This is a genomic window from Erysipelotrichaceae bacterium 66202529, assembly GCA_017161075.1.
Taxonomy (GTDB): domain Bacteria; phylum Bacillota_I; class Bacilli_A; order Erysipelotrichales; family Erysipelotrichaceae; genus Clostridium_AQ.
In genome coordinates this window covers 564,258-579,797 of record CP046174.1, presented here as the reverse complement: position 1 = coordinate 579,797, position 15,540 = coordinate 564,258, and the positions used below count along the sequence as shown (strand labels likewise).

16 protein-coding genes are annotated in these 15,540 nt (G+C 40.4%); 6 read left to right on the top strand and 10 right to left on the bottom strand.

Features of this window, described 5'->3' with window-relative positions:
* Positions 1-16: 16 nt before the first annotated feature.
* Positions 17-1,141, bottom strand: coding sequence for a diguanylate cyclase (locus tag GKZ87_02630; GenBank protein QSI24477.1), 1,125 nt, complete (start codon positions 1,139-1,141; stop codon positions 17-19).
* A 277-nt stretch (positions 1,142-1,418) separates the two neighbouring features.
* Positions 1,419-2,432: a type I glyceraldehyde-3-phosphate dehydrogenase gene (gap, locus tag GKZ87_02625; GenBank protein QSI24476.1), complete on the bottom strand. Its 1,014-nt coding sequence runs from the start codon at positions 2,430-2,432 to the stop codon at positions 1,419-1,421.
* A 264-nt stretch (positions 2,433-2,696) separates the two neighbouring features.
* On the opposite strand from gap, the gene GKZ87_02620 reads away from it, so the two are divergent.
* Positions 2,697-3,266: an ATP-dependent Clp protease proteolytic subunit gene (locus GKZ87_02620; GenBank protein ID QSI24475.1), complete on the top strand. Its 570-nt coding sequence runs from the start codon at positions 2,697-2,699 to the stop codon at positions 3,264-3,266.
* A 65-nt stretch (positions 3,267-3,331) separates the two neighbouring features.
* Positions 3,332-3,817 carry an acyl-CoA thioesterase gene (locus GKZ87_02615; GenBank protein QSI24474.1) on the top strand — a complete coding sequence of 162 codons (486 nt, stop codon included), beginning with the start codon at positions 3,332-3,334 and terminating at the stop codon, positions 3,815-3,817.
* 186 nt (positions 3,818-4,003) lie between these two features.
* On the opposite strand, the gene GKZ87_02610 is transcribed toward GKZ87_02615, so the two are convergent.
* Entirely contained in the window at positions 4,004-5,074 is a 1,071-nt protein-coding gene (locus GKZ87_02610; protein QSI24473.1) for a tyrosine-type recombinase/integrase, read from the bottom strand.
* A gap of 228 nt (positions 5,075-5,302) precedes the next feature.
* On the opposite strand from GKZ87_02610, the gene GKZ87_02605 reads away from it, so the two are divergent.
* From GKZ87_02605 to GKZ87_02595, 3 genes are all read left to right on the top strand, one after another.
* The gene (locus GKZ87_02605; GenBank protein ID QSI24472.1) at positions 5,303-6,124 is read left to right on the top strand and encodes a PTS sugar transporter subunit IIC; all 822 of its coding nucleotides are present in this window, start codon (positions 5,303-5,305) and stop codon (positions 6,122-6,124) included.
* A complete protein-coding gene (locus tag GKZ87_02600) occupies positions 6,114-7,160 on the top strand; it encodes a PTS system mannose/fructose/sorbose family transporter subunit IID (protein ID QSI24471.1) in 1,047 nt (348 codons plus the stop codon). The genes GKZ87_02605 and GKZ87_02600 overlap by 11 nt, the downstream gene beginning before the upstream one ends.
* Before the next feature lie 198 nt (positions 7,161-7,358).
* A complete protein-coding gene (locus GKZ87_02595; protein ID QSI24470.1) occupies positions 7,359-8,033 on the top strand; it encodes a hypothetical protein in 675 nt (224 codons plus the stop codon).
* A 484-nt stretch (positions 8,034-8,517) separates the two neighbouring features.
* Here GKZ87_02595 and GKZ87_02590 read toward each other — a convergent pair whose 3' ends face one another.
* From GKZ87_02590 to GKZ87_02575, 4 genes are all read right to left on the bottom strand, one after another.
* The gene (locus GKZ87_02590) at positions 8,518-9,192 is read right to left on the bottom strand and encodes a hypothetical protein (GenBank protein ID QSI24469.1); all 675 of its coding nucleotides are present in this window, start codon (positions 9,190-9,192) and stop codon (positions 8,518-8,520) included.
* Between the two features lie 121 nt (positions 9,193-9,313).
* Positions 9,314-10,318 carry a PTS system mannose/fructose/sorbose family transporter subunit IID gene (locus GKZ87_02585; protein ID QSI24468.1) on the bottom strand — a complete coding sequence of 335 codons (1,005 nt, stop codon included), beginning with the start codon at positions 10,316-10,318 and terminating at the stop codon, positions 9,314-9,316.
* Positions 10,308-11,129: a PTS sugar transporter subunit IIC gene (locus GKZ87_02580; protein QSI24467.1), complete on the bottom strand. Its 822-nt coding sequence runs from the start codon at positions 11,127-11,129 to the stop codon at positions 10,308-10,310. The genes GKZ87_02585 and GKZ87_02580 overlap by 11 nt, the downstream gene beginning before the upstream one ends.
* 61 nt (positions 11,130-11,190) lie before the next feature.
* Positions 11,191-11,667: a PTS N-acetylgalactosamine transporter subunit IIB gene (locus tag GKZ87_02575; protein QSI24466.1), complete on the bottom strand. Its 477-nt coding sequence runs from the start codon at positions 11,665-11,667 to the stop codon at positions 11,191-11,193.
* A gap of 420 nt (positions 11,668-12,087) precedes the next feature.
* On the opposite strand from GKZ87_02575, the gene GKZ87_02570 reads away from it, so the two are divergent.
* Positions 12,088-13,260 carry an AraC family transcriptional regulator gene (locus GKZ87_02570; GenBank protein ID QSI24465.1) on the top strand — a complete coding sequence of 391 codons (1,173 nt, stop codon included), beginning with the start codon at positions 12,088-12,090 and terminating at the stop codon, positions 13,258-13,260.
* 269 nt (positions 13,261-13,529) lie between these two features.
* Here the strand turns inward: GKZ87_02570 and yajC are convergent, their stop codons facing one another.
* From yajC to GKZ87_02555, 3 genes are read right to left on the bottom strand one after another with little or no spacing between them, the layout of a single operon-like run.
* Positions 13,530-13,826 carry a preprotein translocase subunit YajC gene (yajC, locus tag GKZ87_02565; protein QSI24464.1) on the bottom strand — a complete coding sequence of 99 codons (297 nt, stop codon included), beginning with the start codon at positions 13,824-13,826 and terminating at the stop codon, positions 13,530-13,532.
* A 14-nt stretch (positions 13,827-13,840) separates the two neighbouring features.
* Entirely contained in the window at positions 13,841-14,269 is a 429-nt protein-coding gene (locus GKZ87_02560) for a PTS fructose transporter subunit IIA (GenBank protein QSI24463.1), read from the bottom strand.
* Positions 14,270-14,286: 17 nt separating this feature from the next.
* Positions 14,287-15,465 carry an SIS domain-containing protein gene (locus GKZ87_02555; GenBank protein QSI24462.1) on the bottom strand — a complete coding sequence of 393 codons (1,179 nt, stop codon included), beginning with the start codon at positions 15,463-15,465 and terminating at the stop codon, positions 14,287-14,289.
* Positions 15,466-15,540 lie beyond the last annotated feature (75 nt).

Genomic DNA, 15,540 nt, shown 5'->3' with positions numbered 1-15,540 from the left:
TTGAAAAGGGTTCTACTCATTTTTTTATCTTGTTTTTCATTTTATACATTTGTTCATCCGCCTGCTGGAATACATCCTGTATGGAGCATGCATCGCAGGGATCATATATCGCAAAGCCTACTGACAAAGAAACAGCGTAAGCAGAATCATTGGCACCAGCTTGCGTATAAGCAAGAATCCTTTCACACAGCATCTTCATAGCTTTATCATTCCCCTCGTTCACAAGAATGACAAATTCATCACCGCCAAACCGGTATACAGGATGAATACCGGCACATTTGCTAAGAATAACAGCCGCCCTTCTTATATACTCATCCCCTATCTGATGACCTAGCTCATCATTGATTTTCTTTAAACCGTTTAAATCCGCAATCAATATTCCCAGCCTCTTATCCTGTCTGTTTTCAATATCAAGCTCAAAAGCATTTCGATTTTTCAAGCCGGTTAAAAAATCTGTATTCGCCATGTCCTTATACATGGGATTGCTAATGCGCTTAAATAAATGCACAGCAATACATACAGCGATCAAACAGGCAATCACAGCGATAATCGGCGTTCCGATTTGTATCATCTGAAATGCACGGTATTGATGAGAGGCATCAAATTCAATCCCAAGCACCCCCACCACCTTATCATTTTCATGAATTGGAAAATAGGATATAAAAATAGGCCCCCATTCCGTATTTTTTATCTGGTTTGGCAAAATGATTTTATCATTCAAAGCAGCTTGCAGCTCCGGTATGATCTCCTGTTCAATTTTATCACCGGGATTGCGGAAATCAGCGCTGTCAGATGGCAGGCCATCCACCAAATAGACATATTCCCCGTTTTCATTCCTCTGCGCGGTATACAGATAGCGCACATTTGTGCTTGCTTTTACTTCCTTCAGCTTCTCCTTCATCCGAATATAAGCAGGATTCTCTTTTTTTAATTTCGTTGTATTATGAAAGGTTGATTTATCTACATAATCGTCAACATAAACATATATACTTTCCGCACGCTCCTGCAGACTGTTAATCATATCCTCATGGGTTATATAATAATTAAAAAAGTAGACGCAGATGAAAGATGTGATAACAATAACTGCTGTCACTATAGATACCTGTACGTCTACTCTGCTGATTCGTTTTTTTCTATCCATACATTTCTCCCCATAATTGATATGACAATTATAGCACGCCTATGGATAGCAAGACAACGTGGAAAACGGGAATCGACAAAAAAAGAGTTCCGCTTCACAGCCAGCTTGAACGAATGCTGTTTGCGGTTAAAATATTTTTACATGTAGGAATATGCGTATCAGTCATGCATCCAGCATTCTGTTACAGCTTACGTAACTCTACTGATATTTTTAGCTATAAATAGAAAAAAGAACCACATTTGTGATTCTTTTTCATAACACTCTTTACCTTCTAAAATTAAGCTAATTCAGAGAAGTATTTGATTGTTCTAACCATCTGGCTAGTGTAAGAGTTTTCGTTGTCATACCAAGATACAACCTGTACCTGAGTATTTCCATCTTCCATTTCGATAGCCATCGTCTGAGTAGCATCGAACAGAGATCCGTAACGCATACCGATAACATCGCTAGAAACGATTTCGTCAGTATTGTATCCGAAAGACTCAGTAGCAGCAGCCTTCATAGCAGCGTTGATTTCATCAACTGTTACTTTACCCTTAACAACAGCAACTAAGATTGTAGTTGATCCTGTAGGAGTAGGTACACGCTGTGCAGAACCGATCAGTTTACCGTTCAGTTCAGGAATAACCAGACCGATAGCCTTTGCAGCACCAGTAGAGTTAGGAACGATATTTACTGCAGCAGCACGGGAACGACGCAGATCGCCTTTTCTCTGAGGTCCGTCCAGTGTCATCTGATCACCTGTATAAGCGTGGATTGTAGACATGATACCGCTCTGGATAGGAGCTAATTTGTTTAACGCATCAGCCATAGGAGCTAAGCAGTTTGTAGTACAAGAAGCAGCAGAGATTACTGTGTCTTCTGGTTTCAGGATATCGTGGTTTGTGTTGAATACGATAGTAGGCAGATCGTTTCCTGCAGGTGCAGAGATAACAACCTTACGAGCACCAGCTTCAATGTGTGCAGAAGCTTTTGCTTTAGAAGTATAGAATCCTGTACATTCCAGAACAACATCTACACCTAATTCTCCCCAAGGCAGGTTTTTAGCATCAGCCTCAGCGTAAATAGTGATTTCCTTTCCATCAACTGTGATAGAGTTTTCACCAGCAACTACTGTATCAGCTTTAGCGTATGTACCCTGTGTAGAGTCGTATTTTAATAAGTGAGCCAGCATTTTTGGAGAAGTTAAGTCGTTGATTGCAACTACATCATAACCTTCAGCCCCAAACATCTGTCTGAATGCAAGACGTCCAATACGTCCAAATCCATTAATAGCAACTTTTACTGTCATCTTCAAAGTCCTCCTTTTAACACTCTTATTATACGTATTTCATAGGTAAATGTCAATTGAGAATCTTTTCACTTATCGTTTTTTTCAGCCTTCTATCCATTTTTGACGATATCCGCCAGAAATTGCGAAATCCCCTTTGAAAACGGGCTTTTTTTACGATTTCAAACAACCGCGTTTTGTAAACGATTACATGGAATCCTGCTGCTCATGCAGTATTAAAACCAGCCTTTCGAGCATACTGTGTATAGAGACGGGAGTGATAGCATGGTCTTTGTACCGACAATTATAGAAAGAAATGCAAGCAGTGAACGGGTGTATGATCTGTACTCCTGCCTGCTGAAAGAGCGAATCATCATTCTGACAGGGGAAATTGATGATGCGATGTCAAGCTCCATATGTGCACAGCTGCTGTATCTGTCCAGCATGAACAATGAGCCGATTCAGATGTATATCAATTCACCGGGCGGCAGTGTCAGTGCAGGGCTGGCTATTTATGATATCATGAAATATATCCGCTGTGATGTAAGTACCATTTGCATGGGCATCTGTGCCAGCATGGCAGCGGTGCTCCTCAGTGCAGGAACACGCGGAAAGCGGAGTGCTTTATCGAATAGTGAAATTATGATTCATCAGCCGATGGGCGGTATGCAGGGGCAGGCAAAGGATATGGAAATTGCGGCATTGCATATACAGAAGCTGAAGGAACGCCTGTACAGCATACTGAGCGAGAATACACACCAGAATATAGAAACACTGCGGCAGGACTGTGACCGTGATTGTTATATGGATGCTGGGGAAGCACTTGCCTATGGATTGATCGATACGATCATCTGATGCAAAAAGCTCTGCCCTTTCCTTATATGATATGGTAAAATATAACATATAAAGGAAGTGATATAATGGAGCGAAAAGCAAAGAAGGTATGTGAATCTGAAGCAGAACAGGTGCAGCTGGTCATGGCAAATCATTTGAATGGCAGTGGACGTCTGTTTGGCGGGCAGCTTGCGGAGTGGATTGATGTACTGGCCGGTGTGGTTGCCAGAAGGCATTGTAACCGTAACATTACCACAGCTTCTATCGACAGCCTCAATTTTAAGGAAGCAGTCCATCTGAATGAGCTGATGGTACTGCATGGCAAGGTTACTTATGTGGGTAATACTTCAATGGAAATCCGCGTTGACAGCTATGTGGAAAACCGTGACGGTGTGCGACGGCTCGTCAACACTGCCTACCTGACAGAGGTAGCTCTCGATGATGAAGACCGTCCTGCCACTGTTCCTGCATTGATTTGTGATACTGAAGAAGAAAAGCAGGAATATCAGACAGGTATCCGCAGAAGAGAAATCCGCCTGCAGTTACAGAATATGGCAAAGAATAAAGATTAACATTAACTGAGATGGTTCTTATGAACTGTCTTTTTTTCAGGAAAAGATGTATGAATCAGAGAATGTAAAGCCTCTTTTGCATAAATTTGGTCAGGATACCCGCGATTAGCAGCACCCTGACCTTTTTTCCTTCAGCATTTCCTTTTTAGCATACGATTTCATACTGTAGCTAACACGTAGCTATCATCATTTCAGAGTGGATATCGCACGGCGAAGCTGCGCAACATCCTTATGGGTATAAATTTTTTCCGTAGTGGCATATGAGCTATGTCCAATCAGCTTCTTTATACAGGTGCTGTTTGCGCCATAGTTGCTGAGCCGTGTCGCAAACGTATGCCGGCAGTCATGGGGAAGGTGCTCCATATCCAGCATGTCCATGATCTTATCAAAATACTGGTTCCGATACATATGGTAATTGAATTTCTTTCCCGTATCCGTATCACTGATCAGATATTCATAGTTTTGCAGATAATAATCCATAACATACTTCTGAATCTTTTCATGCACCGGTACTAGCCTGTTTTTACCGGCCTCGGTTTTACTACCGCCCCGTATGGTCATATTCTGTACATCGACGTCCTCTCTGCGTATATTAAAGAGCTCGCCTACCCGGAACCCGGTATAAATCATAATCAGTACCGTATCTACAAATGGAATGTTATCATGATCAAACAACTGCTCAATTTCCCATTCTGTAAAGGGTTTGTGTATCTCCGGATGATCCTCTTTTCGATTGATAATCACGTATTTTGCGTAATTTTTCTGAATGATATCATTCTGCACCGCATATTCACATACCAGCATCATCAAAGAGCGCAGCTTCAAGTCACTGGATAAGGAAAGGGTGCTTTCATCCATGATCCTTTGAAAATGCATGGCTTTTAAATCCGTCATGCGGACATTCCATATACTGGAGCAGCGGGCATAGGCTGCCTTGTAGCCATTGATTGCAGTCTGTGATATATTTTTATATTTCGTTGAAGACCATTCCATATATACATTTTCAAAAGTGATCGTTCCAAGCTTTTCGATTTCCGCAAACAGAACAGGATTCTTATTATAATTCCAGAGAGAAAACTCCGCCATTTCCTCCGTTTCATAATAGCCGATGATTTTCCGTTTCTGATGCCGTGCACCATCCTTACGCTGATAGGCGACGGTTACGCATGCAACCCAGGGCTTTCTCCTGTTTCCCTGCAGCTTGTATACACTGCCCATACCGTTTGCTTTTTTTATACCGATTGCTTTCCCTCTCATGCTTACACCTTCCAACTGCTTTCTTCATATAAACCATACAATGTCAGCTGCGGAATTGCAATAATGAAATCATCGGTTGCGAACACGTAGCTAACATAGGTGGCTTTTCATCGGAATTCGATTTCTCCTTTCTTATAGCGGTTATTCTTACCTATATGATGTATTGTATGAATTATTCAAATAATAATTTGTTAATGTAATCTTTAATAATTTGAAAGGAGAAACAACATGGATGTAAATATTATTCAGGCTTTACTGGTATTCGTAGTGGCATTCATTATGGGTATTGATCAGTTCAGCTTCTTGGAATCTTTGTATCAGCCAATCGTATTGTGTCCGATTATCGGCGCAATCCTTGGAAACTTCCAGCTGGGTGTTGTCGTTGGTGGTGCTTATCAGTTGATTCAGATTGGTAGTATGCCAATCGGTGGAGCACAGCCGCCTAACGCTATTCTGGGTGGTATCATGGCAACTGTATTCGCAGTTTCTATGAACATGGAAGCAACAGCAGACGGTGTCGGAGCAGCAATGGGTCTTGCAATTCCATTCGCAGTATTCGGACAGTATGCAGTTACTTTAACATTTACAATTATGTCCGGTATGATGGCAAAGGCTGATGCTTGTGCTGAAAATGCAGACGTAAAAGGTATTCGTAATATCAACTTTATCGAAATGGGTATCCTGGGATGTCTGTTCGGTGCACTGGCTGTAGCTGGTTTATACGGTGGATCTCAGTTAGGTATCACATTGAAAGACCTGTCATTTGAATATTCTTGGGTAATGGCTGGTTTGGATGCTGCCGGTGGCGCTATGAAGTTCGTTGGTTTCGCTATCCTGATGAAGGTTATGATGTCCGGCGAAATGTGGGGCTTCCTGCTTGCAGGCTTCGCTATGTCAGTTATCTGCAGCAATATCAGCGCAATCTCCGGAGCAACTCTGCTTCTGTGTGCATTCGTTGGTATCGCAATCGCACTGTACGATTACCAGGTTAACATGAAAATTAAAAATAATGCAGGTTCAAATGTAGGAGGTGTTTCTGATGGCATATAATATTCCTGAAAGATATAGTGACTTAACTCCGGCTCCTCAGCTGGATAAAAAGACATTAAACAAAATGGTATGGATGTCATGCTTCCTGCAGGCTTCTTTCAACTATGAAAGAATGCAGGCCTGTGGATGGCTGTGGGGTATTCTCCCAGGTCTTCAGAAAATCCATACAAACAAGGATGACCTGAAGGCTTCTATGGCGCACAACCTGGACTTCCTGAACACTCACCCGTTCCTGGTTACCTTCGTAATGGGTATCGTATTATCTCTGGAACAGAACAAAACAGAAACACAGACAATTCGTTCTGTACGTATCTCCGCTGCCGGGCCTTTAGGTGGTATCGGTGATGCATTGTTCTGGCTGACCTTAGTTCCGATTACTGCAGGTCTGACTGCAAATATCGCAATGGAAGGCAACATTCTGGGTGCTGTATTGTTCCTGGTTATCTTCAACGCTGTACAGTTCATCGTTCGCTGGTGGTTAATGCACTGGTCTTACAACCTTGGTACTAAGGCTGTAACCATGCTGACAAGCAATGCGAAGGAATTTACACGTGCTGCTTCTATCCTTGGTATCTTCGTCGTTGGTGGTCTGATTGCTAACTACGGTGCTACTTCTCTGCGTATTACTGTTGGTTCTCCTACAATCAACATTCAGAGTCTGATTGACGGTATTCTGCCTAAACTGATTCCATTACTGATTACATTAGGTATTTATACACTGATCAAAAAAGGCTGGACACCTGTTAAATGTATCCTTCTGATTCTGGTTACCGGTATCGTTGGATGTGCATTCGGTATCTGGGCTGGTGATTCCAAAGCTATGGACAATGATGGAAACACAATCGCAGGTGGATACAATCCATTGGTTGAATGGTATACCTATGATGGCGGCGAAAAAGAACCATCCGCTATCGAACAGAAGCATGCAACTCAGGAAATTGTTAAACAGCTGCAGGATTTGGGTATCAAAATTGATGCAACTGCAGATGCTATCGGTGGCTTAGGCTACGGTGGTTCTGGTTACGAACAGAAATAATAGCTAAACTGCTGTTATCAATATAGTAAAGGGCTCTCTCTCCTTTAACGTACAGTTCATGCGTGGAAAAGGTTTCTTCGGAAACCTTTTTTCTTAAATACCGCATCCTGTACTACAGACAATACCTTTTATATAGATAACAAGAGTGCATATCAATTCTGATTTTGTATCATTTTACAAAAAGAAATGAGGTAATTTATGAACACTGCTTTAATTACGATCCTTATCATTGGTGCCATCCTTGTTCTCCTGTATCAGATTATGAAAAACAGTCTGTTAAACCGCTTGAATAAAGCACTTGCATCTGATAATACAGCTGTGATTCGTCAGATTGCAGAGAAATCCTTCAACCAGCGTATCCTGAGTCCCTATGTTTGCGATTTGTATATGCTGCGTGTTTTATTTAAGACCGGTCAATTACAGGAATTAAAAGAGTATCTGAATGAGGTTTTGGACAAGCCGTATACACTGGACAAGCGTAAGGAAATCCTGGATATATATTATTATCAGTTTTTGTTCAAAGAGGATGCAGATTACGCACAAGCCTTACTGGATAGGATCAGAGAGACAAATGATGCTTCCTACATAGAATATAATGCCAATGCCTATGATGTAATAATTTTAAAGCATACCGATTTACTGGAGGATATGATCCAGGATATTGATAATAAAAAATACCACGGACTTGCATTGGGAATAACATTATATTTGGCAGCGATGCAATATTACTATCTGAAGGACATGAAAAATGCAAGGATTTTCTTTTATAACAGTTTAAGCTGTTTTCATGCAAAGTCCATTTATGCGGCACATGCAAAGGCATGGGTTGACAAATTAACAGAGGATATGAATGAGACGGATTTGGATTATTAAACATATGGAAAGCATGCGAATCACAGTGCTGTGACAAGTGTATGCTTTTCCAAATATATTTCTTTTACGTTTTCATGAATAACAAGAATTACGCAAAACAACTGTTCTGCAGGCTGCTTTTGCGTTTTTTTTGCTAGATTTCTAATGTGGATACAGGTATAGGGAAAAATAGAGTCCTTCTGTTACTGCAGGAGTATGTGGAAAGACTGTTTACTGCATCGTCGGCTATCACTAAACGTAAAAAAAGCAGTTTGCCTGCTTCTTTTCATAGTATATCATTCCATTAAAAAAGTACTGTACTGAAATGTGCCTTCGTAACTGATTCACTTCAAGAAATAAAACAAATAAGAATAGAAGATGTATGTTTCCTATAAAAATAAAGAATCTAAACTGTAGAAGCTCTATTTTTCATTCTTACCAGCATAATCAGTTCTCCATTGTGAATAAGAACCAATCTTTTTCTCAAGCCTTTTCTTTGTTTATTTCAATAATCCAGTGCTTCGACATTCATTTCTTCTGTTAACTGATCAACATAGGCTTTAGCCTCTGCGTAATAAAAGGATTTTTTATGAAAGCAGCTGAGACTGTTATAAAAATAGGTTCTCGCATTTTCTTTATCATTTAACAGCTTATACTGCATACCTACCATAAATACAGCAATTCCAAGACCAAGACCTCCATATTTCTTATTCTCAATGCCTTCAATCATGGATTCCAGTAAATCCGTTTTTTTCTCAATCATTACTTCGTAGGCTTCCTCATTATACGTTATATACTGCCGGTCGTTTGTTTCTCTTATTTTCTCTAACAGTTTAAAAGACCATTCCTTATCCTCACGGAAAATAAAATGATAGAAATATATATCGAGAATCTCTTTACGTTTTTCCAAAGGATAGGGTTTATCTAACGTATCCATAAGATACTGTTTAAATCCTGCATCATCCCCTTTGTTCAGCAAAGCGCGCAATACATATAAGTCACAAGTATATATACCCATAAACCTTTTATATAAAGGCTTTTCTGACATATTCAACACCAAATCATAATTTTGATTCTGCATTGCTTTACTAATGTTGGATAAAACATGATTTTTCATAATTTGATAAGCAAGAAAGCATACGATGAAGCCAACTGCAATAACGATTGCCATACCGTCCATAAATTCACCTCTTTTATTTAATTTAGAAAAAGACCATAGACCGAAGTGCTATGATCTTTTTCTTTCGATACACATTCATGTATCTTAAGTAGGATGAGAGAGTTTTAGATTATCGTAATACTTATTCAGGCATTGTTACGTTGACACCAGCTTTATTCAGCTGATCTACAACGCCCTGGATAGCATCATATGCCTGCTGTCCAGATTTTTCTGCAGGAGCAGGTTCTGGATAGTCATACCAGGAAACAAGCGGATTGTATCCACCATTGATTGAGTTACCATTTTCATCAATTGCCTTAGAGTCACCAGCAAAGATACCGAATGCGCAACCTACGATTCCTGCTACCAGAATCAGAAGGATACATTTGATTGGTGTCCAACCCTTTTTGATCAGGAAGTACAGACCGATTGTGATAACAAGAGGCAGCAGCTTCGGCAGGATACCGTTTAACAGATTTTGTACATTGATTGCAGGATCTGCAATAGCAATACGCAGAGAAGTAGAACCGTAGTTAGCAATCAAAGCACCTACTGTAAAGATACCAAGAATACTAGCAGCACGTGTAAACTCTTTTGCGTTGCTTGTCAGCATGGTTACAGCCTTAGTACCAAGGTTGTAAGACCAGTGCATCAGGAAATAACGAACCGCAAACTGTACAGCATTGAAGATGATCAGGAACAGAATAGCACCAATAATGCTCTTGTCATTCAGTGCCATATTTGCAGTGATACCTGCAGTAATTGGAACTAAGGTCAGCCAGAACAATGCATCACCGATACCACCTAAAGGTCCGGCAGCGGAGATACGTACGGAACGGATGGTAGCTGTATCAGCTTTGTTCTGTTCCAGAGACAATACGATACCCATTACAAAGGTAACCAGGAACGGGTGAGTGTTCAGGAAGTCCAGGTTGTGCGCCATGGAAGCCTTCAGATCATCCTTGTTTGTATGGATTTTCTGAAGACCTGGGAGAATACCCCACAGCCATCCACAGGCCTGCATTCTTTCATAGTTGAAAGAAGCCTGCAGGAAGCATGACATCCATACCATCTTGTTCAGTGTTTTCTTATCCAGCTTAGCTGCCGGAGTTAAGTCACTATATCTTTCAGGAATATTATATGCCATCAGAAACACCTCCTACATTTGAACCTGCATTATTTTTGATTTTTGTGTTGATCTGGTAGTCATATAATGCAATAGCCAGACCTACGAAAGCACACAGCAACAGAGTAGCGCTGCTTACGGATTCAATACCCATACAGATATTTGCCATAACGAAACCTGCGAACAGGAAGCCCCACATTTCGCCGGACATCATAACCTTCATCAGGATAGCGAAACCAACAAACTTCATAGCACCACCGGCAGCGTCTAATCCAGCCATTACCCAAGAGAACTGGAAGGACAGGTCTTTCAGAGTTACACCAAGCTTGGATCCTCCGTAAACACCAGCTACAGCCAGGATACCAAACAGGATACCCAGAATTGCCATTTCAGTGAAGTTGATCATTGCGATTGCTTTTCCGTCTGCTTCTTCAGCAGCTTTATCAGCCTTCGCCATTAAACCGGACATAATTGTAAATGTTAAAGTAACTGCATACTGTCCGAATACTGCGAATGGAATAGCCAGACCTACAGCCAGACCTACACCCTCAGCAGTTGGTTCAAGATTCATGGAAACAGCGAATACAGCAGTCATGATAGTACCCATGATTGCGTTAGGCGGCTGTGCTCCACCGATTGGCATACTACCAATCTGTACTAACTGATATGCACCACCGACAACGATACCTAATTCAAAGTTGCCTAAGATAGCACCAATAATTGGTCCCAGCACAATTGGCTGATACAGGGACTCTAAGAAACTGAACTGGTCAATACCCATAATGAACGCCACTACGAATACCAGTAAAGCTTGAATGATATTTACATCCATGTTGTTTCTCCTTTCAAATCAATGATTTAAGATACGAAAATCTAAATTTTTTGATAAATTGTTATTTGAATAATTTATCAATATTTTCTGCAGGTGTATCTGGAACACGTTTAATTTCCAGCTCTACGCCCAAGTCCTGCAGCTTTTTGAAAGTTGCAACGTCGTCATCATTTACAGCAACAGATGTAGCAACCTGACGTTTTCCATCTGCCATGTGCATGTTTCCGATGTTGACCTTCTTAATAGGTACTCCACCTTCTACTAATCTTAGTACATCCTGTGGAGTTTCACAGATAATTGCAATGTGCTGTGCTGGACTAGCTTTTCCAATAATGTCAATTGTCTTCTGAATTGAGAAGAAACGTGTCTGTGCGTAAGCCGGTGCTGCCATGTTCATCAGTCCCTGACGGAAGTCATCTGTGGACACTGCATCATTAGCTACTAACAGCAGGTTTGCTCCTACAACTCCACACCACTGTGTTGCAACTTGTCCGTGAATTAAACGGTTGTCAATTCTTGTTAATACGATATCTGGCATTTTGCTCTCTCCCTTCTACCATTAGACATGAACTAAATTACCGAACCTTGATGAGGTGGGTTCGATAAGTAAACCCTTTCAGTTCACTTAGATTCTATGTCAAAAAATAGCAGATTTCTTTACACTTTTTATCAGTGATTTTGCACTTTTTAGTAATTTTTAAGAGATTTCACAGGTAAATAATGCAAACTATCAGAAATATACATACCTGCATCAAAATTTTACATATCACGTTAAATTTTGTTAATTATGTGATAAAAAATTGATTTTCGTCTTTTTTTATTACCATTTCCATTTTATGAAAACACTTACATAAAAACGGGCTGTTTTCAGTGATTTCATACAATTCGTTTTTATTCCTTTTTACTTTTCTATCAAATCCGAATTTGCTATACTAATAGTAATGAGAGGATGACGGTCATGTTTAATAAAACAACAAGCTTTATTTTCAATAAATATGGAGAAATCGTTAATGAGCTGACAAAGCGTCAGACACCGAAGCTGACACGGACGATTGTGAAATTGAAGGATAAGAGCTTTGATAATTTCATGTACTACAACAGTGACATCTATGTACGCGTGCAAAGCGGGATCGTTATGCTGGTTGTTACCAAGGATGATACCGCCAGAAATTATGAACGCTTTGTAGTACATCGCCATATCAAAATCCGAAAGGGTGTGAAATTCAATTTTCTTTGCATTTCCTCGAGTGCAAAGCTGGAGGTGGAAATGGATTTCAAGGCAAAGAAATTGCAGATGTCCACCTATGACCACAATCCTATAGTATATGAGCCAATTATCCCGACCTTTGAAGTAAAGGAAATTCTTGCGTATTACTACCAGGTTCGCAATGCAAGCTATACCTTTCCAGGGGAAAAACACAATTACTGGGAATTAACCTTTATTGATAACGGTGAATTGGAAACCACCGTCGATGGAGAAACCTATCAGCTTGATGAGCTGGATCTGATTCTGTATGCCCCTGGTCAGTACCATACACAGAAAACTGGTCATGCGAAATCCTGTTCATATCTCACCATTATGTTTGATATGGAGATTCCGGATTCCTATCTGGTAACAAACCGTGTCTATAATGCACACCGCGATATCCATAATGCATTAAATAACTTTATCAAGGTATCCAGCAACGATATGCTGTATGACAGTGAACTCATGCTCTGTTATTTAAAAGAGCTCCTTATTAAAATCCTGCAATATGATTTTCTCTCCAGCTCACCGGTTGCCTCCACACCGATGCAGCAGCGCTTTGAAAATGAGCTGTTAAATGAAATTGTCATTTTTATTAACGACAGTATTTATGAACAGATTACCATTGAGGAAATCTGTCTGAAATTCTCCATTTCACGCTCCAGTCTGCAAACACTATTCAAAAATAACCTCGGAGTTGCACCGAAGCAGTATATCAGCGATCTGAAGCTGAATAAAAGCAAGCTGCTCATTAAGGAAAGTGTTTATACAATAAGTGAAATTGCGAGTATGATGGGATTTACCTCCATTCATTACTTTTCAAGGAAGTTCAAGCAGCAGTTTGGTATCACACCGACAGATTATGCAAAAACCATTTATAATTAAATATACGTAAACAAAGCCATTATCAAAGCACCAGTCCTGATAAGTGAAATACGCTGGTATGCGATACCGGATTTTATGAGAGCATCTGCTAAAGCCTTTTCTCTATAGATAAAAAAATATACATTTCCATCAGCCTCTTCCTTACTTTCGAATGAGACAAAAAAAGAGACTTCCGAATCCATTGATACATAGTCAATAGATTTTGAAATCTCTTATTTTTTTAATACACATGATCAAATAGGAAGCTTCAATCTGCGTATCTGTTTCTATTATTTTTTTGCTTTTTTCTCCAGCACCTGGTTGACAGCAAGTCTGGAAATTGTAATTTCAATTCCCTTTGCCACTTCAACATCCAGATACTCATCCTTAGCGCGGATAATCTTTCCTCTGATACCTCCTGCGAACAGAATATCCTTGCCAGGCTTCATATGAACAAGCTGTTCCTTTAATTCTTCTCTCTTCTTTTTCATCATTCGTGCACTCACGATATAATAGATGATAAGAAAGCATACGAGAAGAAAGCCAAGCGTGATACAGCACCAGAGTATGGTATGCCAATCAATCATGAATTAGCAGCCTTTTAGATTCCGTCCGTTGGTTCTTCCTGCTGAACAGGCTTAAATTCATAACGAACAACCTGATCTTTTCCAGTGTTCATTGCCATTTCGGTAAGCATACCCAGCTCTTCAACAAACTGACGTCCCATGTTGACCTCAATCAGCATTGGCAGGTTTGTTCCGGCAACAACTTCCACGTTGCCTCTTGGATATCCAACCATAACTGCTGTTTTGAATGGAGAGCCTCCACCAAGGTCAGAAAGAACAAGAACGCCTTCGCAGTCCTTCAGCTCATCCAGTGCTTTTGTCAATTCACGTTCCAGATCATCCACAGAATAGCTTTCCAGGAAATCTACAGCCACATAGTTTTTAGGTTCTCCGGCAATCAGCTTCAGTGAGCTGGTTAATCCGGTAGCAAAATTACCGTGTCCGGTTACAATTAGTCCGATCATATTATTATCCTCCGTTTCTATCTCTTTGTGTAAGGGTGCAGAGTTACACCTTTTACAACACGGTTAACCTCTCCCGTAGGACATGGGTTATCCGGAGTTATATCATATGATAAAGATTTGAATAATGCAAGTACCTGAGCGGCAACGATGTAATCAAATCCAAGGAATGCATTTTCATGTTCATTCTCCAGATCAAATGAGAATGCGTAATCTACCAGTCCAGCAACCTCATCGTCTCTCTTATTCATAACAGCCATCAGCTTGTTTCCCTTACGCTGCGGACTCATTTCCTTAATCAGATCAACCTCATACTGGCGGGTATACGGATCATCACTCAGATAAATAATGGTCAGCGTATCATCATTGATAATAGATTTTGGCCCATGACGGAATCCCATTGGTGAGTCATACATTGTAGCAACTCTTCCGGCAGTCAGCTCCAGAATTTTCAGCTGAGACTCCTGCGCGATTCCCTTAAGACAGTTAGCACCAAGATAAACAATACGGTTGAAGTCGTAATCTGCGACTGCATTTTTAAAGAATTCCCAATTATTAGCGAGCATCTTTTCAGCACCCTGAATGATATCCGCAAGCTCAGCCTTTACTTCATCCAGATTGTCCAGACTGAAGCACAGCAGCGTAGCCAGCATCATGTTGGAGAAGCTGGAAGTCATAGCAAAGCTTTGATCGTGTGTTTCAGGAGTCAGATTGATAGCATAAGCATTTTCTCTTTTTTCTGCAGCTTTTGAAAGAGCACCCTCATGATTACAGGTAATGAACAGGTGGTACAGGTTCTTACCGCATACCTCGTCTGCCACATCGACAGCACCTACAGATTCCGGTGAGTTACCGCTGCGTCCGTAAGAGATCAGCAGTGTTGGCTTTGTCTGAGACAGATAGTTTTCCGGAGCTGATACGATATCTGTAGTAGCATATGATTTTGTTTTGTAATTTGTTCTCTTGCTTACATATGTGAAAATAGCATTTCCAACAAATTCACTGGTACCTGCGCCTGTCAGGATAATATCGTAATCATCGTGTTTTGTGACATTTTCAATAAATGCCTTGATTTCTTCTTTGTGTTCCTCCACCTGTTTAATGGTTTTTTTCCAGGTGTCCGGCTGCTGGTTGATTTCTGTTGCCGTGTAAATTCCTTTTAAACTTTCCCATTCTTTTGTGTCTTTTCCAAAGATCATGTTCATTCACTCCTTTTCTGGATTTGAAATCCTTTTCATTACGATTTCATTATAGCTCAGCGTTTATAAAAAAAC